This is a genomic window from Enterobacter cloacae complex sp. P17RS (genome assembly GCF_014895885.1).
Classification (GTDB): Bacteria; Pseudomonadota; Gammaproteobacteria; order Enterobacterales; family Enterobacteriaceae; genus Enterobacter; species Enterobacter bugandensis.
The window spans coordinates 1-24,498 of sequence record NZ_JADBQK010000034.1 but is presented as its reverse complement, the minus strand read 5'-3'; the positions used below and the strand labels follow the sequence as shown (position 1 = coordinate 24,498).

The window sequence follows — 24,498 nt, the reverse complement described above, 5'->3', positions numbered from 1 at the left end:
GTATCATAGACAAGTTATCGCATCATTTACTAAAAACAACAAAAATTTAATATTTTAATCTTGAAAAATATTAATAAATTTTAATCGCCTTACCCGACTCTATTTCAGCAATCAGGAATATTCAGGAATAATCAGAATTATTAAATTAAGAAAGGGGCATATCTGAACGCTGAACGTGTACTCAACACTATAACCCTGAAAGTAAAATTCATTAATATTCAACAAGTTAAACATTGCGGTGGTTATTTTGATACATCGCATGAATCATCTTTAAGGTGAGAAAAAACTGAAAATACAGTTTAAAATTGATCCAAATCAAATTTAGGTGAGATTTATCCTTAAAAATCACATCATAAATACAGCTCAGACCTCACATCGCTCATTCGCCTCAACAAACCTGTCGAAAATTCAGTCGGATATAAGAAAAGATCGCCTGTATACCCACAATATCATCTTCCGTTCTGACGTTTTGGCTCCTGTGATTAAGGCGATTAAAAATAGCGCAATTGTACTTTGATGGCCGGTTAAATATTTACAATTCTTTCGGACTTTTTTAATTACACTACTGAGCAGACTGACTAACTTAACTCAAAAACAACAAATGATGAACAAGGGATAAACAGACGCAGAAAAACATTAAACGGGCCGATAAAAGGCATCCAGACCAGTATAAAAAACTATTTTTACACTGTTCACAAAGATTAACACCATTAAATAAAGGGAGGGATATAGAATTAATCACCTATAAAATCGCACACTCACGTCGTCATGAAACGTTTTACTATTCGACTGCAGCCCATAATGTCACTGACTACGAGGCAACTCTGTGGATATGAAGTGCTGTCTGAGCCTCCCACTGAGGTCAATATTACAGAGTGGTTTGAACAGTGCTCATCCGCCCAACTCCTGCAGTTGAGAACGTGGCAGCTCAGGATGCTTGAAAGTCAAAAAATCACCGTAAAGCTCTTTGTTAACCTCACCACAGCCATTCTCGCCAGCGAAGACGGGACCGCGGCGCTTCTGCAAGGCCCTTTACCGGGGGTCGTTGAGCTTCAGGACCCAATGGCAATCGCCCGTCTTGATGCGACCAGGCTCGCATTACTGGATAAAAATCTCCGGCGGCTTAGGCATGCCGGTATGGAGGTCTGGCTCGATGATTATCTCAGCGACTATGGCAGCACGCTTGCCGATAGCGGGCTGGAATTCGATGGGGTGAAACTCGACTGCGCTGCGTTCCAGCAGTATCGCAACGATAGCGCGGGTTTAGCGCACCTGATCGCTGAAGCACGACGTTTCGGAACGTTCGTCCTTGCTGAAGGGGTTGAGAGTCAGGGAGACGTCAGAGCGGCATCGCTGGCGGGGGCCGATCTGGCGCAGGGATTTTACTGGCCGGAGAAAAAAATCCATGCGGTGCAGGCCCCGTCGGTTCAAACCGTCCAGAGACAAATGCGCAATGTCACATAACCGTAATAGCAAAATGCCGCCCTCCTGTCGTAACCATATAATTAAATAGATGTTAACTTATTGTAAATTATGGTTATCCAGCTACACCATTAAGGATTGATGCATGTCACGCATCAGCTTATGTGTAATTTGCGCTTATTAATTTTCCCTCACTGATCCAGTTTTCAGAAACAGACGCGTAAAACGTCAACAATAAACTGGAGATAACCATGTTTTCCTCAACCTCACCTGCAACCGTACGCTCTAAGGCGGGCGCGATACTTCGCGTGACGTCCGGCAACTTTCTTGAGCAATTCGATTTCTTTCTGTTCGGCTTCTACGCCACCTACATCGCCCACACGTTCTTCCCGGCGAGCAGTGAATTTGCGTCGCTGATGATGACCTTTGCCGTCTTCGGCGCGGGCTTTTTAATGCGTCCAGTCGGCGCCATCGTGCTTGGCGCCTATATCGACAAGGTGGGGCGCAGGAAGGGACTGATTGTCACGCTCTCCATCATGGCGGCAGGCACCTTCCTGATCGTGCTGATCCCGTCCTATCAAAGCATCGGGCTTTGGGCACCGTTGCTGGTACTGACGGGCCGTCTGCTGCAGGGCTTTTCCGCCGGTGCGGAGCTTGGAGGCGTCTCGGTCTATCTCGCTGAAATCGCCACGCCGGGCCGCAAAGGGTTCTATACCAGCTGGCAGTCCGGCAGCCAGCAGGTTGCCATTATGGTCGCCGCGGCGATGGGCTTTGCCCTGAACGCGCTGATGGAAGAGAGCGCCATTCGTGAATGGGGCTGGCGCATCCCGTTCCTGTTCGGCTGTTTAATCGTGCCGTTTATCTTTTTCCTGCGCCGCAAGCTGGAGGAGACGGAAGAGTTCAGCGCGCGCCGCCATCATCTGGAGATGCGTCAGGTCTTTAAAACGCTGCTTGGCAACTGGCAGGTGGTGGTCGCGGGCATGCTGATGGTGGCGATGACCACCACCGCGTTCTACCTGATCACCGTCTACGCGCCAACCTTCGGCAAAAAAGTGCTAATGCTGAGCGCCTCGGACAGCCTGCTGGTCACGCTGCTGGTTGCGATCTCTAACTTCATCTGGCTGCCGGTGGGCGGCGCGCTGTCGGACCGCTTCGGGCGTAAACCGGTGCTGATTGCCATGACCCTGCTGGCGCTGGCCAGCAGCTATCCGGCCCTGACGCTGCTGGCTGATGCGCCAAGCTTCTCCATGATGCTGAGCGTCCTGCTGTGGCTCTCCTTCCTGTACGGGCTGTATAACGGGGCGATGATCCCGGCGCTGACGGAAATTATGCCCGCTGAAGTCCGCGTGGCAGGGTTCTCTCTGGCTTACAGCCTCGCAACGGCGATCTTCGGCGGCTTTACCCCGGTGATGTCCACCGCGCTGATTGAATACACCGGTGACAAAGCCTCGCCGGGCTACTGGATGAGCTTCGCCGCGGTGTGTGCCCTGCTGGCAACCCTCTACCTCTACCGTCGTCGCGCGGTTTCGGTGCAAAACACCGTTAAGTCGCAGGAGGCCGCATGACTCGCACTTCTCGTTATGCCGCCACCGCGCTGATGCTGACGTTCCTGAGCACCAATGCCTGCGCTCAGGAGGTGAAAGTGATGATTTCAGGCGGTTTCAAAGCCGCCCTTGAAAAGCTGGCACCGGAATATGAACGCCAGACCGGCGATACCATCGTGATTATTCCCGGTCCATCAATGGGCGCTACGCCGCAGGCGATCCCAAACCGGCTCGCGCGCGGCGAGAAAGCCGACGTGGTGATTATGGTGGGCGATGCGCTGGCGAAGCTCGAAAAAACCAGCCAGACCCAGCCGGGTTCGCGAACGGAACTTGCGGACTCTCCCGTCGGAATGGTGGTGAAAAAAGGGGCGGATGTCCCTGATATCAGCAGCGAGGCGACGCTACGTAACGCGCTGCTTCAGGCCAGCTCCATCGCCTACTCAGACAGCGCCAGCGGCAGGTATGTCAGCCAGACGTTGTTCAAAAAGCTGGGGATTGAAAAGGAGGCGGCGGCTAAAGCAACGATGATCGAACGCATTCCGGTTGCTTCGGAAGTGGCAAAAGGGAAATACGCCGTGGGCTTCCAGCAGGTGAGCGAGCTGCTGCCGGTTCAGGGCGTCACTTTTATCGGTAAAATCCCGGATAATCTGCAGTACATCACGCGCTTCGCAGGCGCGGTCACCCGTCACGCTGAACATCCTGACGAGGGGAAAGCGCTGCTGACCTATCTCGCCTCACCGCCCTCGCGCGCCGTCATCGAGAAGACGGGGATGATCCCCGTTACGTCCGGCGATACCGCTCGGTGATCTCTTTTTCCAGTTCAGCCGCGATATAAGACTGGATGCGCCCCCGGCGCCGGATAAGCCCAACGGTGCGTTTCACTTCCGGCGCCACCAGCGGCAGATGGGTCAACGGCGTGTGCTCTGACGTCGGCATCGACATGGCGGGAACGGCAGCGATGCCGATCCCCGCCTCAACCATACCGAGCATCGTGGTGACGTGGCGCGTTTCGCAGACGCTGGGGCGCTCGGGAATGATATCCCCCAGCATCCGATCCAGCAGGTTGCGGTTCCCCGACGTTTTATCAAGGGAGATATAGTCCTGCTGGTAAAACGCCTGCCAGGTCAGGTGGCTCTTCTGCGCCAGCGGGTGGTCCTTTCTGCACGCCACAACGTAGACATCCTCTACCAGCGGGAAAAATTCAATTTCAGACGGCAAGTTTCCCGCAAAGCAGATGCCAAAATCCGCCTGGCTTCGGGCCACGGCGTCAATCACATTCCCCGCGCTGCTGTCGATGAGCTTAATGCGAACGCGCGGAAAGCGGGACTGAAAACGACGGATCACATCAGGCATAAAATAACAGGCAGCGGAAGGTACCGCGGCGACCGTAATCAGCCCCGTCCGCTCTTCACTGGCCTTATCGACATCCGCCAGCATTGATTCTACGTTGTCGAGCAGCTGTGCTGAGCGTTCAGCAAAGTTTTGCCCGTATAACGTCAGGGCGACGCGGCGGGTGGTTCGGTCAAACAGCCTGGTTCCCAGCGCGGCTTCCAGCTTTTCGATCCTGCGGCTCAGCGCCGACTGGGATATGCAGATTGATTCAGCGGCGACACGGAAGTTACCGTATTCCACTAACGCCCTGAAGGCATAGAGATCGTTAAGGTCGAAATTCACGGGCATAGCGTCTGGATGTCCTGTCAGGGAAAGCAACAAAGTCAAAAATAATAGCGTCTTATTGACCTTCCGCAACCGGCGCGGTGTTGAAATAGGTCAGAGGTCGTTGAGAATGAGGCGAATGCGCCCGGCCTGGTCAGCAATCGCCTGCCGTTCTTCTTCCTTCATATCCGCAAGCTGTTTATAGACAATGCCCAGGCGGGGATTGTTACCGAGGCGCGCCCGGTTGCGCGCAAAGAAATCCCAGTAGAGGGCATTGAACGGGCACGCCAGCTCTCCGATGCGCTGGTTGTGCTGATACCGACACCCCTGACAGTAATTACTCATCTTATGAATGTAGGATGCGCTTGAGACATAGGGCTTACTGGCCAGTAACCCGCCATCGCCAAACTGGCTCATGCCGAGAGTATTGGGCAGCTCCACCCATTCAAACGCATCAATATAGACCCCCAGATACCACTCATGGACCGCCTGCGGCGACAGACCGCTGAGCAGACTAAAGTTCCCGATCACCATCAGGCGCTGGATATGGTGGGCGTAAGCCTCGGTGAGCGATTGCCCAACGGCATGCGCCAGGCAGCGCATCTGCGTTTTGCCCGTCCAGAACCAGTCCGGCAGCGGGGCGTGCTGCTCCAGGGCATTCAGCTCGCGATAGCCCGGCATTTGCGACCAGTAGATCCCGCGCACGTACTCCCGCCAGCCGAGGATTTGTCGGATAAACCCTTCAACGGCAGGCAGCGGCGCGTGGCCAGAACGCCATGCCTGCTGGGCGGCGGCCACAACTTCCCGGGGATTAAGCATTTTGGTATTCAGCGCAAAAGAAATTAACGAATGAAAAAGAAAAGGTTCTTCCGCGTGCATCGCATCCTGCCAGTTTCCAAACTGCGGGAGCACGTGAGAAATAAACGCATCCAGACTGGCTTTGGCTTCCGAACGGTTGAGCGGCCAGCGAAAATTGTCGGCCTGCGGTTCGCCGAAGGTCTTTACGCCGCAGCGTTGGATCTCTGCCCACAAGGCTGAACGATCCTGGCGGGGGCGCGAGTCACCCGGCGCGGACGGCTCGCCGGACCAGCGCCTGCGGTTTTCAGCATCATAATTCCATTTCCCCCCTTCCGGCTCGCCTTCAGAGGTCAAGAGAATCCCGTGCCGACGGCGCATTTCCCGATAAAAGTATTCCATTCGCCAGCTTTTACGCGACGCAAAAAACGCGCTTACCGCGTCCCGGGGGGTGAAAAAATGCTCGCTGCTGACGCAGGCTGTTTCGACGGACGCTGTTTTCGCCCACGCCTGCAGCTGCGCATCAAGACGCCATTCGTCGGGCTCCTGCCACAATACCCTGTCGGCGCTGTAATGCGTAACAAGCGCGTTGAGATTCTCTTCCAGCGCGCCGCGGTTTGAACCGTCCGAGAGCCGGACATACCTTACCCGATGCCCCTTCTCTTTCAACGCTGAGGCAAACGCCCGCATGGCGGCGAAGATAGCGATAATTTTCTGGGCATGATGCAGCACGTATGCGGTTTCCGCCCGCAGCTCCAGCATCACGTAAATGACGTTTGGGTTGCGGGTATCAAACCAGCTGTGATGCGGATTAAGCTGATCGCCCAGGATCAGGCGCAGCTCGGTCAACGGTGGCTCCTGCGGCAACGCTCGGAACAGTATTTGACCTCATCCCAGCATTTCGCCCATTTTTTGCGCCACGTCATGGGCCGCTGGCAGTGCACACACAGCCGACTGGGCAGGTCCTGCTTGTTGCCTTTGAAATCGTTCATCTTTTCAATACCGTACTGACTTATTCACCCCACCTGCGGATAAAGGCTACGACAGACGTCACAAAATGAAGGTGATGCCTGCAAAGCGCTACCCACCGCTACGTACGAAATGATAGTTTATTCGGGCTGTAAGTGTTGCAATGATAACGTTCCCCTTTGTGTTCAAGTGACGAGTTTGCGAGCAAAGCGATGATTAAGTGGCCCTGGAAAACGAATGAGGCTGGCCGGGATATGGCGCTGCCGTGGGATGACGCGCTGGCGATCCCTGTTCTGGCGAATCTTAAGCCGGATGAACAATCGAAGCTGGTTCAGATGGCGGATCGTTTTTTGCAGCAAAAACGCCTGGTGCCGCTGCAGGGGTTCGAGCTTGATCCGCTGAAAAACGCCCGCATCGCCCTGCTTTTCTGCCTGCCGGTGCTGGAGCTCGGCATTGAGTGGCTGGACGGTTTTCATGAAGTGCTGATTTATCCTGCACCGTTCGTCGTCGATGACGAGTGGGAGGATGATATCGGGCTGGTACACAACCAGCGGGTGGTGCAGTCCGGACAAAGCTGGCAGCAGGGGCCAATTATCCTCAACTGGCTCGACATTCAGGACTCGTTCGACGCCTCAGGCTTTAATCTGATTATTCACGAGGTGGCGCATAAGCTTGATACCCGCAACGGGGATCGCGCCAGCGGCGTGCCTTTTATTCCGCTACGTGAAGTCGCAGGATGGGAGCACGACCTGCATGCGGCAATGGATAACATCCAGGATGAGATCGATCTGGTGGGCGAAAGCGCGGCCAGCATTGATGCCTATGCGGCAACTGACCCCGCCGAGTGCTTTGCGGTGCTCTCGGAGTACTTCTTCAGCGCCCCCGAACTCTTCGCGCCCCGTTTCCCGGCGCTGTGGCAGCGTTTCAGCCAGTTTTATCAGCAGGATCCGCTCCAGCGCCTGCGGCAAAATGAGGGCGCTGGCGGCCCTTCATCCCACCACGTCCATTAATTTTTTTCGACAGGGGTACGCTCGGTTAACCGTACCCCGATGCTCAGCGCTAAAAACAGCGCCGCCACGCCAAAGGCCACCGTCGTTAAATAGTGTTCGCCGAAAAAGCGCGTCACGACGGGCACCAGCAGCGCGCTGACGCCATAGCCCAGCGTGTGGCTGGTCGCAATAGCGCCCGCGCCCTTCCCCGTGGTCAGGCGATCGTTCAGCAGCAGCTGATAGCCCGGCGTTGCCATTGCCGCGCCGAGCGAAGTGATAGCAATCCCCACATAGAACAGCGCCAGTTCGGCGATACACATTAGCGCCAGCCCAGCCACCATCAGCACCGCCGCCATGCAAAGCAGGGTCAGCGGGCTGAAATGCTGCGGACGAACCACCAGGAACTGCGCCGCGAGCGTAGCCAGCGCGGCCAGGCTCAGCAGGAGCGCAACATGATGGCTGATATCCCGGGCGTTGCCGTCCAGCAAGGGGCTGAGGTGCGGTGACAGGCCGAGCTGCATCAGGCTCACCAGCGCCGCCAGCAGCATCGCCAGCAGCAGGAACGGCAGCATGGACATCTGCAGACGGGTCGCCTGGTGTGCCACCGGCGGCAGCGGCGGATCCGCCACCTCCCGCAGCACCAGCAGCAGAGCGATTAACGGCGCGATCGCCATCAGCCAGAGCGGCGCGACCGGGTTAACGCTGAGCATCAGCGCCGCCAGCGGAGGCCCCAGCAGGCGGCCGCAGCTGAGGCCGGAACTGATGGTTGCCAGCGCCGCCATGCGTTTATCCAGGCCCGCACGCTGAATGGCCCACGTCTGCGCGGCAGGCACCATGCCCGACACCGTCAGGCCATACAGCAGACGCGAGAGGATCAGCCCCGCCAGCCCCCAGGTGCTTTCCAGCCTCCCTGCCGCCATCGCCCAGACCACCAGCGCCATGACGCCAAAGCTGGCGAGATAGCCGCTGAGGGAGGCCACCATAACGACCTTACAGCCGCGGCGCTCGCTCTGGCGTCCCCACCAGGGGGACGCGGGTAAAAAAAGCATGGAGCCGAACATCAGCAGCCCGGCCCAGACCGAGAGTGAAAGTCCGGTCAGGGTCACCAGCTGCGGAAGCATGACCAGCAAACCGTTTTGCCCGATGCCCAGCAGGCCCGCGCAGAGCGCCAGGGGCCAGTTGGCTTTGGAGGTGATATTTGCGGTCAACGTTTCAGAATCAGCGCGCATGAGAATGTGAACATAGTGTCAATAAATGTGTGGAAATTATGAAGTTAATGAAAACAAATATTGCAAAAATAGTTGCCACTGTAAACAGAATGAATATCATAACGAGAATTATTATCAGTCATGGAATGAGGTACATCTATGCGTGCTCTGCCCCGCTCTGCCGGTACAGACGTTGCAGCCCAGTGTTTTTTAAACGCCCTGTTACGCGAAACGAAGGACTGGCGCTATCTCCCTGCAGCCGCAGCGGATGAGTTAGCGCACATTCATATTCCACTCTCTTCCTCCCAGGCCCTTCGGGTTCCGGTACGCTATTTCTCCCCAACCCAGCACCATCAATACCGTTTCCCGGCAACGCTTATTCAGAGCGATAGCGACAGTGGTGACGCCGTCACTTTCACTCAACTGATTGATTTAATTCTTGAAAAACCCTCAGTAAAAGGCTCACTGGATGCCGATACGCTGACGCGTTTTAAACAGCGCGCGCTGGAAAGTCATACCCATACCTGGCAGGCGATTGATTTGCGCCACGGCTGGGCAACGCTGCGCGACAAGCCCCTGACGTTTGCCGAAGCGGAACAGGCGCTGCTGGTGGGCCACGCGTTTCACCCTGCGCCAAAATCCCACGAGCCATTCAACGAAACCGAGGCGCGCCGGTATCTGCCGGATTTCGGCTCCCGCTTCCCGCTGCGCTGGTTTGCCGTTGAGAGCACGCTCGTTGCCGGCGACAGCCTGAACGTCTCCCTGCGCGAGCGTCTGCTGCGCTTCGCCGCCCAGAGCGCGCCCGATCTGCTCGGCCACTTCACCGACACCCGCTGGCTGCTGCCGATGCATCCGTGGCAGGCCGACTATCTGCTTGAGCAGGACTGGTGTCAGCGTCTGGCGGCAAACGGTTCATTACAGGACCTGGGTGAAGCGGGCGCACAGTGGCTGCCCACCAGCTCCTCACGCTCGTTGTACAGCGAAACCAACAGCGACATGATTAAATTCTCCCTCAGCGTGCGTCTGACCAACTCCGTGCGCACGCTGTCGGTCAAAGAGGTTAAGCGCGGTATGCGCCTGGCGCGGCTGGCGAAAACAGAACGCTGGCAAAATTTACAGGCCCGCTACCCGACCATGCGCGTGATGCAGGAAGACGGCTGGGCGGGACTGCGTGATGAAAACGGCGTCGTTCAGGAAGAGAGCCTGATGGCCCTGCGCGTTAACCTGCTGTTCGATACGCCAGACACCCAGACCAACGTGCTGGTCAGCCTGACCCAGGCCGCGCCTGACGGCGGCGACAGCCTGCTGGCCGCAGCGGTACGCCGTCTTAGCCAGCGTCTGGATTTACCGCTCGCCCAGGCCGCCCGCTGCTGGCTGGATGCCTACTGCGACCGCGTGTTGCTTCCGCTGTTCAGCGCCGAGGCGGACTACGGTCTGGTGCTGCTGGCGCACCAGCAAAATATCCTCGTTGAGATGCAGCAGGATTTCCCGGTCGGGCTTATCTACCGCGACTGCCAGGGCAGCGCCTGGACCGAAGGGGCCGACGCGTGGCTGAAAGAGGCGGGCGAAACCGACGTGGAAAACCGCTTCGGTGAAAGCCAGCTGCTGCGCTACTTCCCTTATTACCTGCTGCTGAACTCCACCCTTGCCGTCACCGCCGCTCTCGCCGCCGCCGGTTTCGACAGCGAAGAGCACCTGATGTCCCGCGTGCGTGACGCGCTGGCCGGGCTGCGCACGACGGCGAAGCAGACCCGCTGCCTCGACTACGTGCTCGACAGCCCGACCTGGAACTGCAAAGGCAACTTCTTCTGCTACCTGCACGATCGCAATGAGAACACCATCGTCGATCCGGCGGTGATCTATTTCGACTTTAGCAACCCGTTTTACAAGGAGAAGGCGTGATGGCCATCGCGAATATCGTCCATTCCGGCTACGGCTTTCACTGCACCGCAACGGAACAAAACCTGCCGCTGACGCTGGGTCTTGACGGCAGCGCGGTGCTGGAGCGTCTGACCGGGATCCCGGCCGGCTGGCTGGTGGAAGCCCTCGATCAGCTGTTTGTTGCCGCGCCGGCCCTGACCGGCATTACCCTGCCGTGGGCGGACTGGCAGGATGAACCCCAGGCGCAGGCGCTGTTTAGCCAGGCCCACGGGGATTATCTGGCGCGTGCAACCTTCTGGCAGCTGCCGCTGTGGCTGCAAGGCGAACGTCCGCAGGCAAGCGGTGGGATGCAGTTTGATGAGAGCCGCCAGCTGTACTTCCCGCTGCGTCCTCGTCGCCCACAGGGCGAGGTCTATCGCCGTTACGATCCGCAAATCAAGCGCACTTTAAGCTTCCGCGTGGCGGACGTGGCGCTGGACGGCGAGCGTTTCACTCAATGGATGAATAACCCGCGCGTGAACGCCTTCTGGGAGATGGCGGGCCCGCAGGCCGAGCAGGAAAACTACCTGCGCCGCCAGCTTGACTCGACCTACTGCTACCCGGTTATCGGCTGCTTCGACGACCAGCCGTTTGGCTATTTTGAACTCTACTGGGCGGCAGAAGACCGCATTGGCCGCCACTACCGCTGGCAGCCGTTTGACCGCGGGCTGCACATGCTGGTGGGCGAAGAAAACTGGCGCGGCGCGCAGTATATCCGCAGCTGGCTGCGCGGCCTGAGCCACTATCTGTATCTCGATGAACCGCGCACTGCGCGCATCGTGGCCGAGCCGCGCTTCGACAACCAGCGCCTGTTCCGCCATCTGGCCTCCGCCGGTTTCGACACGGTGAAAGAGTTCGACTTCCCGCACAAGCGCTCGCGCCTCATCATGAGCCAGCGTCACCGCTTCTTCAGCGAGGTGGGCCTGTGAACGCGCTCTGGCAGAAAGTGAACCGCGAGATGGTGGCGAAGATCCTCGCGGAGCTGGAATACGAACGCACCCTGCGCGCTGAGCCGGTTTCATCGGACGGCTGGCGCATCGCCATGGGCAACGAGTCCTGGCAGTTTCGCGCCGCGCGCGGGATCTGGGGCTGGCTGCATATCGATCCGGACAGCCTGACCACCGCCAGCGGCGCCGCCGTGGAAGCGGAAAGCGCGCTGCTGCAGCTGGCGACGGTGCTGGAGATGAGCGACGCGCAAACGGCGGAGCACATGGAAGATCTCTACGCCACGCTGCGCGGCGACATGCAGCTGCTGCAGGCGCGTGAAGCGCTGGACGCGGACGCGCTGATCCACCTCGACCCGGACGAATTACAGTGTCTGATGAGCGGCCACCCGAAGTTTATTTTCAACAAAGGCCGCCGCGGCTGGGGTCTGGACGCGCTGCGCCTGTACGCGCCGGAATACCGTGGGCGCTTCCGCCTGCACTGGGTCGCCGTCCAGCGTGAACATCTGGTCTGGAGCAGCGACGCCGATTGCGACATTCACGCTCTGCTGGCCAGCACCATGGACGATGCCGAGCGCGCCCGGTTTGACGCTCGCTGGCAGGCGCTGGGTCTCGACGACGGCTGGCTGCCCGTGCCGATGCACCCGTGGCAGTGGCAGCAAAAAATTGCCATTCATTTTCTTGCGCAGCTGGCGCGCGGTGAAATGGTTGAGCTGGGCGAGTTTGGCGATGAGTACCTGGCCCAGCAGTCCCTGCGCACGCTCACCAACGCCAGCCGTCGCGCGCCGTATGACATCAAGCTGCCGCTGACCATCTACAACACCTCCTGCTATCGCGGCATTCCGGGCAAGTACATTGCCGCCGGTCCTCTGGCCTCGCGCTGGCTGCAGCAGCAGTTCGCCGCTGACGCCACGCTGATCCGCTCTGGCGCGCAGGTGCTGGGCGAACCCGCCGCCGGGTATCTGTCGCATCCGGGCTACGCGGCGCTGCCGAAAGCGCCCTACCGCTACCAGGAGATGCTGGGCGTGATCTGGCGCGAGAACCCATCCTGCTATTTACAGGACGGCGAACAGGCGGTGCTGATGGCGGCACTAATGGAAACCGACAACGCCGGGCGCCCGCTGATCGACGCGTGGATTAAACGCTCGGGGTTAACCGCCGACGCGTGGCTGGAAAAGCTGTTCGAGGCAACGGTGATCCCGTTCTACCACCTGCTCTGCCGCTACGGCGTGGCGCTGATTGCCCACGGCCAGAACGTGACGCTGGTGATGAAGGACTACGTCCCGCAGCGGATCCTGCTGAAGGATTTCCAGGGCGATATGCGCCTGGTGGACGAGGATTTCCCGCAGGCGCAGAGCCTGCCGGAGCAGGTAAAAGCGGTGACGGCGCGCCTGAGCGCGGATTACATCATTCACGACCTGCAGACCGGCAACTTTGTGACGGTGCTGCGCTTTATTTCACGCCTCACGCTGCAAAGCGGAGTCAGCGAAAAACGCTTCTATCAGATCCTCGCCGGGGTGCTGCACCGCTATATGGCTGCGCACCCGGAGCTTGCGGAGCGCTTTGCGAAATTCGATCTGTTTAAGCCGCAGATTATTCGCGTGATCCTCAACCCGGTCAAACTGACCTTCTCCGAACACGACGGCGGCAGCCGCATGCTGCCGAACTACGTTACCGATCTTGATAACCCTCTTTTTCTGGCCTCCCGGGAGTCCGCGCAATGAAAACCTATGATTTCATCGGCATTGGTATTGGCCCGTTTAACCTCAGCGTCGCCGCCCTCGCAGAAGGTCTGGACGGCTTTAGCTCGCTGTTCCTTGAGCGTAAACCGCACTTCTCATGGCACCCGGGCATGATGGTGCCTGACTGCCACATGCAGACCAGCTTCCTGAAGGATCTGGTCAGCGCCGTGGAGCCGACCAACCGCCACAGCTTTCTGAACTACCTGGTGCAGCGCAAAAAGTTCTACCGCTTCCTGACCACCGAGCAGCGCACGGTTTCCCGCGAAGAGTTTGCGGACTACCTGTGCTGGGCGGCGGACAACCTCACCAACCTCGCCTTCAGCCAGCAGGTGCAGCAGGTGAGCTTTGATGAGAAAAACGGCCTGTTTGAGGTGGTGACCCAGCGCGACCGCTTCCTGGCGCGCCACGTCTGCGTGGGGATTGGCAAACAGATCAACCTGCCTGACTGCGTCACGGCGCAGGACGATACCTGCTTCCACGCCAGCGAGATGATGCTGCGCACGCCGGATCTCGCCGGCAAGCGCGTCACCGTTGTCGGCGGCGGCCAGAGCGGCGCCGACCTGTTCCTGAATATTTTCCGCGGCGAATGGGGCCAGCCGCTGAGCCTGAATTGGGTTTCACGCCGCAATAACTACAACGCGCTGGATGAAGCCGCCTTTGCTAACGAGTATTTCACGCCGGAGTATGTGGACAGCTTCTCCACGCTCGGTGAAGAAGCGCGTCGTCAGATGCTGCACGAGCAGAAGATGACCTCCGACGGCATCACCACCGAGTCCCTGCTGGCGATTTACCGCGCCATGTACCACCGCTTCGAAGTGCTGCGTGAAAAACCCTGGGCGCACCTGATGCCGTCCCGCTCGGTGACTGCCCTGACGCGTCAGGAAACCGGACATCGCCTGAGCATTCAGCATCACCTCGACGGCGGCCACGAGCAGCTGGAGAGCGACGTGGTGATTTTCGCCACCGGCTACCGCGCCGTGCAGCCCGCGTTCCTTGCGCCGCTGTCTCACCGCCTGCATCTGGATGCGGACGAAGCGTTCTGCATTAACAACGATTTCACCCTCGAATGGGACGGTCCGCGGAGCAACCGCCTGTTCGCCGTGAACGCCGGGATGCACCGTCTCGGCATTGCCGAACCCCAGCTCAGCCTGATGGCCTGGCGCGCGGCGCGAATTCTGAATCGCGCACATGCCGACGAGCCGTTTGAACTGGCCACCACCCCTGGCGTTATCCACTGGCGGAGCACCACCAGCCCGGAGAGCAGCCAGGTTTTTAAATCGTTAGCAAAAACCACTGAGTACTGACACACACAATCAGGATCAACATAACAATGAAACGTTCTCATCTTTGGGTTTTAAATCCTTGCTTGCTTGCAATGCTTTCTACCTCTGCGTGGGCGGAAGAACAAAAGGAAGAAAATATCGTGGTCTCTGCCAGCCGCGCGCACCGCAGCGTGGCCGAGATGGCGCAGACCACCTGGGTCATTGAACGCTCTGAGATCGAGCAGCAGGTTCAGGGCGGGAAAGAGATTAAAGAGGTGCTGGCGCAGCTGATCCCGGGTATGGATGTCAGCAGCCAGGGGCGTACCAACTACGGCATGAACCTGCGCGGCCGCTCCATGATGGTGATGGTGGACGGCGTGCGCCTGAACTCGTCCCGCAGCGACAGCCGCCAGCTCGACTCCATCGACCCGTTCAACATTGACCGCATCGAAGTCATCTCCGGCGCCACGTCATTGTACGGCGGCGGCAGCACCGGCGGCCTGGTGAACATCGTCACCAAAAAGGGCCAGCCGGAGACCGAAGTTGAGTTCCAGACCGGAGCAAAAAGCGGGTTTAACAGCCACAATGACCACGATGAGAACGTGTCGGCTGCGGTCAGCGGCGGCAACGACAACGCCTCCGGTCGTCTGTCGGTGTCGTATCAGCGCTACGGCGGCTGGTATGACGGCAACGGCGACGAGGTGATCATCGACAACACCCAGACCGGCCTACAGTATTCCGACCGTATTGATGTGATGGGAACAGGCACCCTCAACATCGACGATCACCAGCAGCTGCAGCTCACTACCCAGTACTACAAGAGCGAGTCCGACGGCAAGCATGGGCTGTATCTCGGGAAGAACTTCTCGGCGGTAACGGGCGATGCCACTGCGTACAACAAGGATAATCTCGACTCTGACCGCGTGCCGGGCACCGAGCGCCATCTGATTAACCTGCAGTACTCCAATACTGATTTCTGGGGCCAGGATCTGGTCGCGCAGATTTACTACCGTGACGAGAGCCTGACCTACTACCCGTTCCCGACCCTGACCAAAGGCGTGGTGAGCAGCATCGGCGCGTCGCAGCAGAAAACCGATTTTTACGGCGGCAAGCTGACGCTGAACAGCAAGCCGGTGGACGATTTAACGCTGACCTGGGGTGTCGATGCCGACCACGAAACGTTCGATGCCAACCAGCAGTTCTTTGACCTGAGCAAAGCGGCGGCGAGCGGCGGCATGGAGCTGGACAACGCCTACAACGTGGGCCGTTATCCTGGCTACAGCATCACCAATCTCGCTCCGTTCCTGCAGGCGAGCTATGACATTGACGCCATCACCCTGAGCGGCGGCGTGCGCTACCAGTACACCGAAAACAAGGTGGATGATTTTGTTGGCTACACCCAGCAGCAAGCCATCGCCACCGGGAAAGCCACCTCCGCCGACGCGGTGCCGGGCGGGAAAACCGATTACAACAACTTCCTGTTTAACGCCGGGATCCTAGGTCGTCTGACCGAACAGCAGCAGCTGTGGTTTAACTTCTCCCAGGGCTTCGAAATTCCTGACCTGGCGAAGTACTACGGCTCCGGCACCTACCAACTCAGCAACGGCCACTATCGCCTGCTGAACAGCGTGAACGTCAACGACTCAACGCTGGACGGCATCAAGGTCAACGCCTACGAGCTGGGCTGGCGCTACACCGGTGACAACCTGCGCACGCAAGTCGCGGCGTATTACTCGCTCTCGGATAAAACCATCACCATCAACAAGACGGACATGACCATCAACCTGGAAGACGACAAGCGTCGTATCTACGGGATTGAAGGCCAGGTGGACTATTTCTTCACCGACAGCGACTGGAGCACCGGGGCGAACTTTAACGCCATCAAGTCTGAAACCCGCGAAAACGGGAAATGGGAGAAGCTGACGGTCGACAGCGCCAGCCCGTCGAAAGCCAGCGCATGGGTCAACTGGGCGCCGGGCGACTGGACCCTGCGCGTGCAGAGCACGCAGACCTTTGACGTGTCTGACGCTGACGGCAAGAAGATCGATGGCTATAACACGGTAGATTTCCTGGGCAGCTACGCCCTGCCGGTGGGGAAAGTCAGCTTCAGCGTGGAAAACCTGCTGGACAAAGACTACACCACCGCCTGGGGCCAGCGCGCGCCGGGACTGTATAGCCCAACCTACGGTGCACCGGGCCTGTACACCTACAAAGGCCGAGGACGTACGTTTGGTCTGAACTACTCCGTACTGTTCTGATCCTTCGCGCCGCCTGCGGGCGGCGCATTTCGTTGTGTAATTTCAACGCAAATTTGCTATAAAATCAGCGATTTGCTGAAATAGTCGGCAAACGAACAAAAAGCGCGTTTTCACCCTTTGACAAGGCGTACCGAGGTCGATAATATGCGCCTCGTTCACACGATTCCTCTGTAGTTCAGTCGGTAGAACGGCGGACTGTTAATCCGTATGTCACTGGTTCGAGTCCAGTCAGAGGAGCCAAATTTGAAAAGCCTGCTTTTGAAGCAGGCTTTTTGCTTTTCTGCGTCTCTGATGCTAACTCAGAATTGCATCCAGCCTGGCAAGCACTTCATTTACAACGGCATCAGGTATGCGTTCCAGCCGCATGCCGTTTCGGGCAGCCATATCAATAGTTCTGGGCTGGTCGCAGCGAATAACGCCCATCGTTTTTGTCCCCGCCCCTTCCAGTGAAACGGTGAAACCTGCCGTGCGAGCAAAGTTACCGCCGCTGGTGACGGGAACCACTACCGGTAGCCGGGTCAGCTTGTTAAACGATGCCTTCGACACGATGAGAACCGGACGTTTTCCGCTTTGCTCATGGCCAGCAATCGGATCCAGTGAAACAAGCCAGATTTCCCCTCTGTCCATTTACAGGATCTCCTTTCCTACCGCAGGCGCATCAATCCATTCCCGATCCTCTTCACTCATTTCAGCGTGCGGATCGCACTGCGCCAGCAGCTCCTCAAGCGAATAATGAGGCCGTTTTTGGGGTTCAATGATCAGGCAGCCATTGTTAATGGTCATGCCGACTTCGCTGTCCGTCGACAGCTCCAGCGTTTTCAACACGGCGGGAGGAACCGCCAACATGATGGATCCGCCGACCTTTTTCAGGCGAGTTTTATACATAGCGCACCTCCTAATATTATATTTTAATATAACATTTATGCCAGGAGATGCGCAGTTATTCATCAGATTCATGGTGATTTCCTTTTCGTAATTAAGTGGGCAGAGAGCCGTTATCCATCGAAGGGCAGCGCTGGTGGGAACGAATTGCGTCACTAAGAAGGCTGATAATAAAAAACTGTTTTTACGGTTAAAAGAATTATGGCGGATCGGATAAACGAAATGCGAGGCGGCTTCCGCATCGGGAGAATGGTGGGGGCCAGGCTAAGGTCAACCCCATCATGGCTTCATAACAATACGGCCAAGCGGTTTCGCTGTCTCGGCGTATTCATGGGCGGCGGCGGCGTTAGCCAGGGGGAAGATGCGGTCAATGACAACCCTGATGCGCCCTGCCGCTACAGCCTGCAACATCTCGTCCACGCTTGCCCGAACCTCAGGCCTTTCAAAAAGGGGGCCCATGAATACCCCCATGAGCGTCTGGTTAGACTGCATTGCTGGCCATAAGTCGGCTGTCAGGCTGCCACCGCCCGCATTACCGACGAAAACAAGACGCCCTTCCGGCGCGAGTGCAGAAAGCGACGCAGGCAACGTCGTCCCTACCGGATCGATGACGAGGTTAACACCGGTGCCACGAGTGACCTGTCGGACACTCTCCACGACGTTATTCTCTACACGATCCACAACATGATCGGCCCCCAGTTCCAGCAACCGGTTTTTTCGCTGCGTTCCGCTTGCCACGGCGATGACCGTCGCGCCAGCTTGTGAGGCAAGCTGAACGGCCGCGAGCCCCACGCCACCCGCTGCTGCCTGAATCAGAACGGTTTCTCCGTGCCGGAGCATGCCTCGTGTGAAAAGGCAGTGATATGCTGTTCCAAAGGAGATCGGTACCACCGCCGCTTCTGCTGCATCCACTCCGTCTGGTATAAGCCAGGTTCGTTCCGCAGGCACAGCCCAACGTTCCGCATGCGATCCCTGCATGCTAAAAGCAGTCACTCTGTCTCCAACCTTGCGGCTACGGACTTGCGACCCGACGGCAACCACCGTCCCCGCGGCCGCGTAGCCAACGATCCATGAAGGAAAAGGCGGCGGAGTTGAACGTCGGTTGATCAGATCTCCCCCTTCAATCGAGATAGCCTCGACTGAAATCAGCACATCGTCAGGCCCTGCGACCGGATCCGGAACATCGACATATTGCAGGACGCCGGGAGCGCCTTCCTCGTCATAAACCGCTGCCTTCATAAATTTTCCTCTGTCTCGTCTTTTGACCGTCAGAAAGATCCGTAACGCTCAGGGTAGCCTGGCAATCACTTTTATCTCAAACTGGAATCCGTACAGCCACGTCACGCCGATCCCGGTCAAGGTCGGGTAAGGTGCTTCCCCCCAGTATTCTGGCAGGACACTCCAGATAGCGTCGAGGTTTGACTCGGGATCGACAACAAAAAGGGTAACGTCAACCACGTCATCGAACGTGCAGCCCGCAGCCGTGAGAACAGCATTAAGGTTATCAAACGCCAGACGGATCTGCGCTTTTATATCCTCTTCAGGCGAACCATCTTCCCGGCTACCCACCTGCCCCGAAACAAACAAGAAGCCATTAGATTTGATGGCCGGTGAATAGCGATTGCGCTCATAGAGCGCCTGGCGTCCGAAGGGAAAAACGGCTTCGCGTATTGTCATATGTGTACCTTTGTAATGGGGCGAACTCTGCCCGGTGAACGTAAAGAGACTTTACAGCTGCTGAAGCAGAGGGATAAACAGGCGACTTTGTCCATCATTGTTTGTAATATCCAAACAATCGGTGAAAAGAGAGGACATGGGATGGATCGTTTTGATGCGATGCGCGCCTTTGCTCGCGTGGTGGAGGCAGGCAGCTTCACGAAGGCTGCCCAAACGCTCCATATGAGCAAAACCACGGTGACGCAGCTTATTCAGCAGCTGGAAGCGCGCCTGCGCGTCAAGCTACTCCATCGCACCACCCGCAGGCTCGGCGTCACTCCCGATGGCGCGGTCTACTACGAGCGCGTTATCCGCCTGCTGGCGGACATGGAAGATGCAGAAAACAGCCTGTCCAGTGCGGCGATGACGCCCAGGGGACGGTTAAGGGTGGATGTGCCCACTCCTCTCGCCCGCCTTGTGCTGGTGCCCGCGCTACCGGCTTTTCACGCGCGCTACCCTGATATCCAGTTTGATATGGGCGTAAGTGACCGGGTGGTGGATCTGATCGGCGACAACGTGGATTGCGTCCTGCGGGGTGGCGAAATCAATGACCAGTCACTGATCGCGCGCCATGTCGGCGATTTGCAAATCGGTGTTTACGTCGCACCGAGTTATGTGGAACGCCTCGGTGCCCCCGCGCATCCGCGAGAGCTGGAAAACACGGACCATCGCATCGTGGGATTCTTGTCCTCACGCACCGGTAAGATTGATCCTCTGGTGCTGCACGGTGAGAGTGAACGTATTGAAATTACGGGCAACTATGTGCTTGCTGTGGATGATGGCAATGCTTACCTCGAAGCTGGACTAGCGGGATTAGGCGTGATTGCGCTGCCGGTCTATATGGCGGCAGCACATCAGGCTCGCGGTGCCTTGATTCCGCTATTTGAACGCTGGCGTATTGCTCCAATGCCCCTGTACCTGGCATTCCCGCCTAACCGCCACGTCAACGCTAAACTGCGCGTTTTTATTGACTGGATCGTTGAGTTGATGCAGCAGCATGTCCCTACTTCTACCATTAAGTGACTATATCTATTCGCTCATCACCGCCGATTGGTGGTCATTCAGGCGATTTTGACAGAAAGGGAAATATTTATTTGTCTGTTACTGGCAAAGTCGAACCCATTCAGAGGAGCCATTTTTGAAAAGCCTTCTTTTGAAGCCGGCTTTTTGCATCTGTGATCCACTAATAGTTACCAAGCGGATTCTTTTCACAGGCAATACCGCAAATGCCCTCAAGTTCGGCTTCGAGTGTTTTAACCAACGATTGAATATAGTCTGGCCCTTCCTGATACTGGCGACGTTGTAACTGGTATTCTTCGGTAGAGAGCAAAGTTAATCGTTCTTTGACTCGCTCACCGCATGACGCTATCTCTTCAATAAAATCAATATCATAAAATGGAAGAATTTCTTTAGTTTTGTTATTAAAAACGATGACTTTGACGCTATGAGCATCCAGAACTTCAATGAATTTTTTATCACAGGTTAAGATTGCGGGAAAAAAGAATGCCGCGTTTTTATCAATATTTAAGGTAATAACAAATTCGAGAAAGCGCTGATGGCGAAGATCCCAAGCCATACCTCTAACGTACTCCCAAAATCCCGCCGTATTACGGTTCACTTTGTGAAAAAAGGCTTCCTTAGAACCATTTTCAAAAAAACGCTTAGCGAGCAAAATCTCTCTAATGCCAAAGAAATGGGCTTCATTGTGAGTAAATTCTAGCAGTTCGAGTAATTTTTCCTGCACCTGCTTAGCACTTGTTTTTGGGTTCCGCAGGTGAATCGCGCACATTTTTAACACATATACATATAAGCGATTATAGTCACGAGCCAGCTCTTCCATTAGCGACTTATTTATAAACTCATAATTTTTACGTGCCATATATTGCTGCGTTTTAACTATAATTTCCTGTTCAGACACATTAAATTTTAACTGCCTATGCTGCTGCCAAGCCGCAACATCCAGGTTGCGTAACATCTCATAAGCTCGAATGCGTTCGAAGATTTTTTCCTGTTTATTGAGATCGCTAAAATTACAGAGATTTTCGAGTTCATACAGCAAAGGATCAACATTGACTTCCTCTCTTGCGATGAAGTCAAAAATTTCTTCAAAATCATCGGGAAGTCGCGATCTTTGCCCTTCAAAGAAAGGCTTAAGATAACTTAATACCTGCGTATCGAGCGAGATAGAATAGTCGATGGGAAATGTAACGCGGTTACCAGAGATAAACATTTCTCTGAATATGTCTGGTGTAAGAATAAACACATGCGGCGTTTTGAATAAGCTACGCACGGCAGAACCACTGCTGAAGTTCCTGTTAACCGATAAGCCAGGAGTCGCACCTTTCTCCGCTGCAAAAATGAAGGTATAATCGTCAAGATAGTGGTAATAGAGTGCATATTGTTGAACAGCTGCCTCAAGATTTCCTGAGTGGCAGATATCATAAATAAAATCATGAATAACATTTGCCATTGTGCCCTCCCGGCATCGACCTAGCCTCCATTTTTAACACGCCTAAGCTTTTGCTATCAATATATTCAGTATTTATTCCTGCATGCATACTTCATAAAATTTATGCCGCGATACTAACGCACCGGGCATAAACGATAACAGACTGCTTGTCTAAGTTGGATTATTAAATCTGATAATCAATCGCCACTTCTTCCGGCTCCATGACCTGGCGTTTGATCTCGTCCACCGACAGCCCGGCATTGCACAGCTCGATAAAGCGCCACACATAGTTGCGCTGCAGCTGCCCGCGCTTCAGGCCCAGCCACACTGTATTGGCGTCAAACAGATGCCGCGTATCCAGGCGCACCAGGTTCCCGTCTTCGCGTTCTCCGCTGGACTGTTCCGCCACCAGGCCAATGCCCAGACCCAGCTCGACGTAGGTTTTGATCACGTCAGAGTCCTGCGCGCTCAGCACGATGTCCGGCGTTAATCCTTTACGGTTGAAGGCCTCGTCTATGCGCGAGCGTCCGGTTATGCCCTGGCGATACGTAATCAGCGGCCATTTCGCGATCGCTTCCAGCGTCAGTGGTGAAACCTGATTCAACGGATGATCGAGCGGGAGCAACAGGCTGTGGTACCAGCGGAACCAGGGGAAGGCCACCAGTAGCGGGTCGTTGCTCAACCGCTCGCTGGCAATGCCGATATCTGCCCCACCGTTTTGCAGCAGCACTTCAATTTCCTGCGGCGTGCCCTGGATAAGCTCCAGACGGACGTCAGGGAAAAGTTCGCGGAAGGCTTTAATCACCGGCGGCAGGCTGTAGCGCGCCTGGGTGTGGGTGGTGGCGATGGTGAGCACGCCCGAGGCATCGTTGGTGAAGAGATCCGCCAGACGCCGCACGTTGCTGGCTTCGTTGAGGATCCGCTCAGCGATGGTGAGCAATGCTTTACCCGGCTCCGTCATGCCGAGCAGCCGCTTGCCGCGGCGGATAAAGATCTCTATGCCCAGCTCCTCTTCCAGCTCGCGGATATGGCGGCTGACGCCGGACTGAGAGGTATAAAGCATATTGGCGACCTCGGTCAGGTTGTAGTCCCGCCTGGCCGCCTCACGGATAATTTTAAGTTGCTGGAAATTCACGATTCACTCCGGCGCATCTGACATAGCTCTATTGTTAGAGTCAGCCGAGCTGCAGAACAAATAATAAAAACCAGCATCTTATGCTTTTATGGAATATCAGCTCACGAGCTGGAGTTCACGGTTCTCAAGCGATGGCTTGCTGACCAGCGACATTAAAATCTCTTTTACCGCCTGCGCCTGCGGCGACAGCGAACCGCGAGCGGACATGTTCAGCGACAGCGGCAGGCTCATCGAAGGCGTGGTGATCCGCGCCATCCAGCCGTTTGCCGCACCGCACAGCGAGCGCGCGGCGGATTCCGGCAGTACGGTGACGCCCATTCCGCTGGCAATGGCCGCGGTCAGCGTGGAGATTGAGTCGATTTCGCCGATGATTTTGGCCGTCAGGCGGCGCAGGGAGAACGCTTCGTCCACGCGCACGCGCACGGCGCTGTAGTCGCGCGGCAGATAGAGGTTCATCTCTGCCACGGCGGTAAGATCGACGCTCTGGCCCGGACAGTCGCGGGTGCCCACGAGGTAGAGATCTTCCTTGAGCAGCGGCTGGCTGGTGATCCCGGCAACCGGGGAGCGATCGTAAAGGACCGCCATGTCCAACTGGCCGTTGAGCAGCTTGTCATTCAGTACAGAACCACTGTTTTCATGCAGATAGACCAGCACTTCCGGAAGCTCAGCGCGCACGGCCTGCAGAAGCGGCATAGTGATAGAGGACGCCGCCGTTCCCGGCGCCAGCCCGATAGAAACGTGCCCGCTCAGGGTCTGGCCCACGTTGTTCACCGCCAGCTGCGCCTGTTCACACTGACGCAGGATAGTGCGGGCATGGGTATACAGGATCTTGCCTGCTTCCGTTGGCGTGACGCCGCGTTTGGTGCGGATCAGTAACTGCTGATCCATCTCGCCTTCCAGAGTAGCCACCTGCTGGCTCAGCGCAGGCTGCGCGATGTGCAGCACTTCTGCCGCTTGAGTCAGGCTGCCGATATCGACGATTTTTACGAAGTATTTCAGTCGTCTTAAGTTCATGTTGCCCCCTGTTCGAAATGCATTGCCGGAACCGGCTGTCGTTGTTGAACAGGTTTTGCAATATGAATGCCACTTTTACCGTGCGGTCTGAATTGTTCGCTAACCGCCTGAAAATAAGGAAACCTAATTATGGAGGGGTGATTTATTACTGAAACAGCAGTTTACGATCTGCCCCATTAGAGGTATATCCGCACCATTACGGTGCATTCCGCTGTCAAAAACATCATTTTGCCGATTTTGTCAGCAAACGATCAAAAGGCGTTGATCCACCCTTTGACAAGGCGAACGCAGGTCGATAATATGCGCCCCGTTCACACGATTCCTCTGTAGTTCAGTCGGTAGAACGGCGGACTGTTAATCCGTATGTCACTGGTTCGAGTCCAGTCAGAGGAGCCAAATTTGAAAAGCCTGCTTTTAAAGCAGGCTTTTTGCTTTTCTGCGCAAGGTAAATGCAAAACGGCAACCTTGTTGCCGTTTTTAGTGTTTTCACCCTCTCCCGTGGGAGAGGGATGGGGTGAGGGCATCAGACCGCACGAAATTACACACGAACCGGCGCCGTCGCCGCCTCCAGCCACGAACGCCCCACGCTAGTA

At 56.5% G+C, this 24,498-nt stretch carries 21 protein-coding genes, 2 tRNA genes and 1 pseudogene; 12 read left to right on the top strand and 12 right to left on the bottom strand.

The window, feature by feature from the left end; all coding sequences use genetic code 11:
• Positions 1 to 768: 768 nt before the first annotated feature.
• From IM265_RS21180 to IM265_RS21170, 3 genes are all read left to right on the top strand, one after another.
• Entirely contained in the window at positions 769 to 1,464 is a 696-nt protein-coding gene (locus IM265_RS21180) for an EAL domain-containing protein (protein ID WP_226839584.1), read from the top strand.
• A gap of 209 nt (positions 1,465 to 1,673) precedes the next feature.
• Positions 1,674 to 2,987, top strand: a complete 1,314-nt coding sequence (locus IM265_RS21175) for an MFS transporter (protein ID WP_045260367.1) — start codon at positions 1,674 to 1,676, stop codon at positions 2,985 to 2,987.
• Entirely contained in the window at positions 2,984 to 3,772 is a 789-nt protein-coding gene (locus tag IM265_RS21170; protein WP_193031654.1) for a substrate-binding domain-containing protein, read from the top strand. The genes IM265_RS21175 and IM265_RS21170 overlap by 4 nt, the downstream gene beginning before the upstream one ends.
• Here the strand turns inward: IM265_RS21170 and IM265_RS21165 are convergent.
• The 3 genes from IM265_RS21165 to IM265_RS21155 form a co-directional block, all read right to left on the bottom strand.
• Positions 3,747 to 4,646, bottom strand: a complete 900-nt coding sequence (locus IM265_RS21165; RefSeq protein ID WP_047367860.1) for a LysR family transcriptional regulator — start codon at positions 4,644 to 4,646, stop codon at positions 3,747 to 3,749. The two genes, IM265_RS21170 and IM265_RS21165, sit on opposite strands and share 26 nt — an antisense overlap.
• A 90-nt stretch (positions 4,647 to 4,736) precedes the next feature.
• Entirely contained in the window at positions 4,737 to 6,266 is a 1,530-nt protein-coding gene (locus IM265_RS21160) for a cryptochrome/photolyase family protein (RefSeq protein WP_193031652.1), read from the bottom strand.
• Positions 6,263 to 6,409: a DUF2256 domain-containing protein gene (locus IM265_RS21155; protein ID WP_074164100.1), complete on the bottom strand. Its 147-nt coding sequence runs from the start codon at positions 6,407 to 6,409 to the stop codon at positions 6,263 to 6,265. The genes IM265_RS21160 and IM265_RS21155 overlap by 4 nt, the downstream gene beginning before the upstream one ends.
• A 189-nt stretch (positions 6,410 to 6,598) precedes the next feature.
• On the opposite strand from IM265_RS21155, the gene mtfA reads away from it, so the two are divergent.
• Positions 6,599 to 7,396, top strand: coding sequence for a DgsA anti-repressor MtfA (gene mtfA / locus IM265_RS21150; protein WP_045260370.1), 798 nt, complete (start codon positions 6,599 to 6,601; stop codon positions 7,394 to 7,396).
• Here mtfA and IM265_RS21145 read toward each other — a convergent pair.
• The gene (locus IM265_RS21145) at positions 7,393 to 8,604 is read right to left on the bottom strand and encodes an MFS transporter (RefSeq protein ID WP_193031650.1); all 1,212 of its coding nucleotides are present in this window, start codon (positions 8,602 to 8,604) and stop codon (positions 7,393 to 7,395) included. The genes mtfA and IM265_RS21145 overlap by 4 nt on opposite strands.
• A 138-nt stretch (positions 8,605 to 8,742) precedes the next feature.
• Between IM265_RS21145 and IM265_RS21140 the strand changes: the two genes are divergently transcribed.
• The 6 genes from IM265_RS21140 (at position 8,743) to IM265_RS21115 (ending at position 16,949) form a co-directional block, all read left to right on the top strand.
• A complete protein-coding gene (locus IM265_RS21140) occupies positions 8,743 to 10,485 on the top strand; it encodes an IucA/IucC family siderophore biosynthesis protein (RefSeq protein ID WP_193031648.1) in 1,743 nt (580 codons plus the stop codon).
• Entirely contained in the window at positions 10,485 to 11,432 is a 948-nt protein-coding gene (locus IM265_RS21135) for a GNAT family N-acetyltransferase (RefSeq protein WP_193031646.1), read from the top strand. Before IM265_RS21140 ends, IM265_RS21135 begins: the two co-directional genes overlap by 1 nt.
• Positions 11,429 to 13,171 carry an aerobactin synthase IucC gene (iucC, locus tag IM265_RS21130; protein ID WP_350309048.1) on the top strand — a complete coding sequence of 581 codons (1,743 nt, stop codon included), beginning with the start codon at positions 11,429 to 11,431 and terminating at the stop codon, positions 13,169 to 13,171. Before IM265_RS21135 ends, iucC begins: the two co-directional genes overlap by 4 nt.
• Complete coding sequence (locus IM265_RS21125; protein ID WP_193031644.1) at positions 13,168 to 14,493, top strand: lysine N(6)-hydroxylase/L-ornithine N(5)-oxygenase family protein; 1,326 nt, start codon at positions 13,168 to 13,170, stop codon at positions 14,491 to 14,493. Before iucC ends, IM265_RS21125 begins: the two co-directional genes overlap by 4 nt.
• A gap of 26 nt (positions 14,494 to 14,519) precedes the next feature.
• The gene (locus IM265_RS21120) at positions 14,520 to 16,709 is read left to right on the top strand and encodes a TonB-dependent siderophore receptor (RefSeq protein ID WP_061097727.1); all 2,190 of its coding nucleotides are present in this window, start codon (positions 14,520 to 14,522) and stop codon (positions 16,707 to 16,709) included.
• Between the two features lie 164 nt (positions 16,710 to 16,873).
• Positions 16,874 to 16,949, top strand: a tRNA-Asn gene (locus IM265_RS21115).
• Between the two features lie 54 nt (positions 16,950 to 17,003).
• Here IM265_RS21115 and IM265_RS21110 read toward each other — a convergent pair.
• The 5 genes and pseudogenes from IM265_RS21110 to IM265_RS21095 form a co-directional block, all read right to left on the bottom strand.
• Positions 17,004 to 17,336, bottom strand: coding sequence for a type II toxin-antitoxin system PemK/MazF family toxin (locus IM265_RS21110; RefSeq protein WP_028013735.1), 333 nt, complete (start codon positions 17,334 to 17,336; stop codon positions 17,004 to 17,006).
• The gene (locus IM265_RS21105) at positions 17,337 to 17,594 is read right to left on the bottom strand and encodes an antitoxin (protein ID WP_041909206.1); all 258 of its coding nucleotides are present in this window, start codon (positions 17,592 to 17,594) and stop codon (positions 17,337 to 17,339) included.
• A 276-nt stretch (positions 17,595 to 17,870) separates the two neighbouring features.
• Complete coding sequence (locus IM265_RS22100; protein ID WP_226839592.1) at positions 17,871 to 18,431, bottom strand: zinc-binding alcohol dehydrogenase family protein; 561 nt, start codon at positions 18,429 to 18,431, stop codon at positions 17,871 to 17,873.
• Between the two features lie 147 nt (positions 18,432 to 18,578).
• Positions 18,579 to 18,830 (bottom strand): annotated as a pseudogene (locus IM265_RS22095) (alcohol dehydrogenase catalytic domain-containing protein); the annotation flags it as partial.
• 48 nt (positions 18,831 to 18,878) lie between these two features.
• A complete protein-coding gene (locus IM265_RS21095) occupies positions 18,879 to 19,268 on the bottom strand; it encodes a RidA family protein (RefSeq protein ID WP_193031640.1) in 390 nt (129 codons plus the stop codon).
• Positions 19,269 to 19,409: 141 nt separating this feature from the next.
• Between IM265_RS21095 and IM265_RS21090 the strand changes: the two genes are divergently transcribed.
• A complete protein-coding gene (locus tag IM265_RS21090) occupies positions 19,410 to 20,330 on the top strand; it encodes a LysR family transcriptional regulator (RefSeq protein WP_048998855.1) in 921 nt (306 codons plus the stop codon).
• 160 nt (positions 20,331 to 20,490) lie between these two features.
• Here IM265_RS21090 and IM265_RS21085 read toward each other — a convergent pair whose 3' ends face one another.
• The 3 genes from IM265_RS21085 to nac form a co-directional block, all read right to left on the bottom strand.
• The gene (locus IM265_RS21085; protein WP_193031638.1) at positions 20,491 to 21,777 is read right to left on the bottom strand and encodes a hypothetical protein; all 1,287 of its coding nucleotides are present in this window, start codon (positions 21,775 to 21,777) and stop codon (positions 20,491 to 20,493) included.
• 163 nt (positions 21,778 to 21,940) lie between these two features.
• Positions 21,941 to 22,891 carry an HTH-type transcriptional regulator Cbl gene (gene cbl / locus IM265_RS21080; RefSeq protein ID WP_048998856.1) on the bottom strand — a complete coding sequence of 317 codons (951 nt, stop codon included), beginning with the start codon at positions 22,889 to 22,891 and terminating at the stop codon, positions 21,941 to 21,943.
• A 96-nt stretch (positions 22,892 to 22,987) separates the two neighbouring features.
• The gene (gene nac, locus IM265_RS21075; protein ID WP_028013742.1) at positions 22,988 to 23,905 is read right to left on the bottom strand and encodes a nitrogen assimilation transcriptional regulator NAC; all 918 of its coding nucleotides are present in this window, start codon (positions 23,903 to 23,905) and stop codon (positions 22,988 to 22,990) included.
• A 320-nt stretch (positions 23,906 to 24,225) separates the two neighbouring features.
• Between nac and IM265_RS21070 the strand changes: the two genes are divergently transcribed.
• Positions 24,226 to 24,301 (top strand) — tRNA-Asn (locus IM265_RS21070).
• Positions 24,302 to 24,498: the final 197 nt, after the last annotated feature.

Coding starts and splice junctions, on each gene's coding strand:
- IM265_RS22100 (WP_226839592.1), bottom strand. CDS start 18,431: ATGCTCCGGCACGGAGAAACCGTTCTGATTCAGGCAGCAGCGGGTGGC.
- IM265_RS21155 (WP_074164100.1), bottom strand. CDS start 6,409: ATGAACGATTTCAAAGGCAACAAGCAGGACCTGCCCAGTCGGCTGTGT.
- IM265_RS21120 (WP_061097727.1), top strand. CDS start 14,520: ATGAAACGTTCTCATCTTTGGGTTTTAAATCCTTGCTTGCTTGCAATG.
- mtfA (WP_045260370.1), top strand. CDS start 6,599: ATGATTAAGTGGCCCTGGAAAACGAATGAGGCTGGCCGGGATATGGCG.
- IM265_RS21105 (WP_041909206.1), bottom strand. CDS start 17,594: ATGTATAAAACTCGCCTGAAAAAGGTCGGCGGATCCATCATGTTGGCG.
- IM265_RS21180 (WP_226839584.1), top strand. CDS start 769: ATGAAACGTTTTACTATTCGACTGCAGCCCATAATGTCACTGACTACG.
- IM265_RS21110 (WP_028013735.1), bottom strand. CDS start 17,336: ATGGACAGAGGGGAAATCTGGCTTGTTTCACTGGATCCGATTGCTGGC.
- IM265_RS21140 (WP_193031648.1), top strand. CDS start 8,743: ATGCGTGCTCTGCCCCGCTCTGCCGGTACAGACGTTGCAGCCCAGTGT.
- IM265_RS21135 (WP_193031646.1), top strand. CDS start 10,485: ATGGCCATCGCGAATATCGTCCATTCCGGCTACGGCTTTCACTGCACC.
- IM265_RS21125 (WP_193031644.1), top strand. CDS start 13,168: ATGAAAACCTATGATTTCATCGGCATTGGTATTGGCCCGTTTAACCTC.
- IM265_RS21175 (WP_045260367.1), top strand. CDS start 1,674: ATGTTTTCCTCAACCTCACCTGCAACCGTACGCTCTAAGGCGGGCGCG.
- nac (WP_028013742.1), bottom strand. CDS start 23,905: ATGAACTTAAGACGACTGAAATACTTCGTAAAAATCGTCGATATCGGC.
- IM265_RS21095 (WP_193031640.1), bottom strand. CDS start 19,268: ATGACAATACGCGAAGCCGTTTTTCCCTTCGGACGCCAGGCGCTCTAT.
- IM265_RS21165 (WP_047367860.1), bottom strand. CDS start 4,646: ATGCCCGTGAATTTCGACCTTAACGATCTCTATGCCTTCAGGGCGTTA.
- IM265_RS21145 (WP_193031650.1), bottom strand. CDS start 8,604: ATGCGCGCTGATTCTGAAACGTTGACCGCAAATATCACCTCCAAAGCC.
- IM265_RS21170 (WP_193031654.1), top strand. CDS start 2,984: ATGACTCGCACTTCTCGTTATGCCGCCACCGCGCTGATGCTGACGTTC.
- IM265_RS21085 (WP_193031638.1), bottom strand. CDS start 21,777: ATGGCAAATGTTATTCATGATTTTATTTATGATATCTGCCACTCAGGA.
- IM265_RS21090 (WP_048998855.1), top strand. CDS start 19,410: ATGGATCGTTTTGATGCGATGCGCGCCTTTGCTCGCGTGGTGGAGGCA.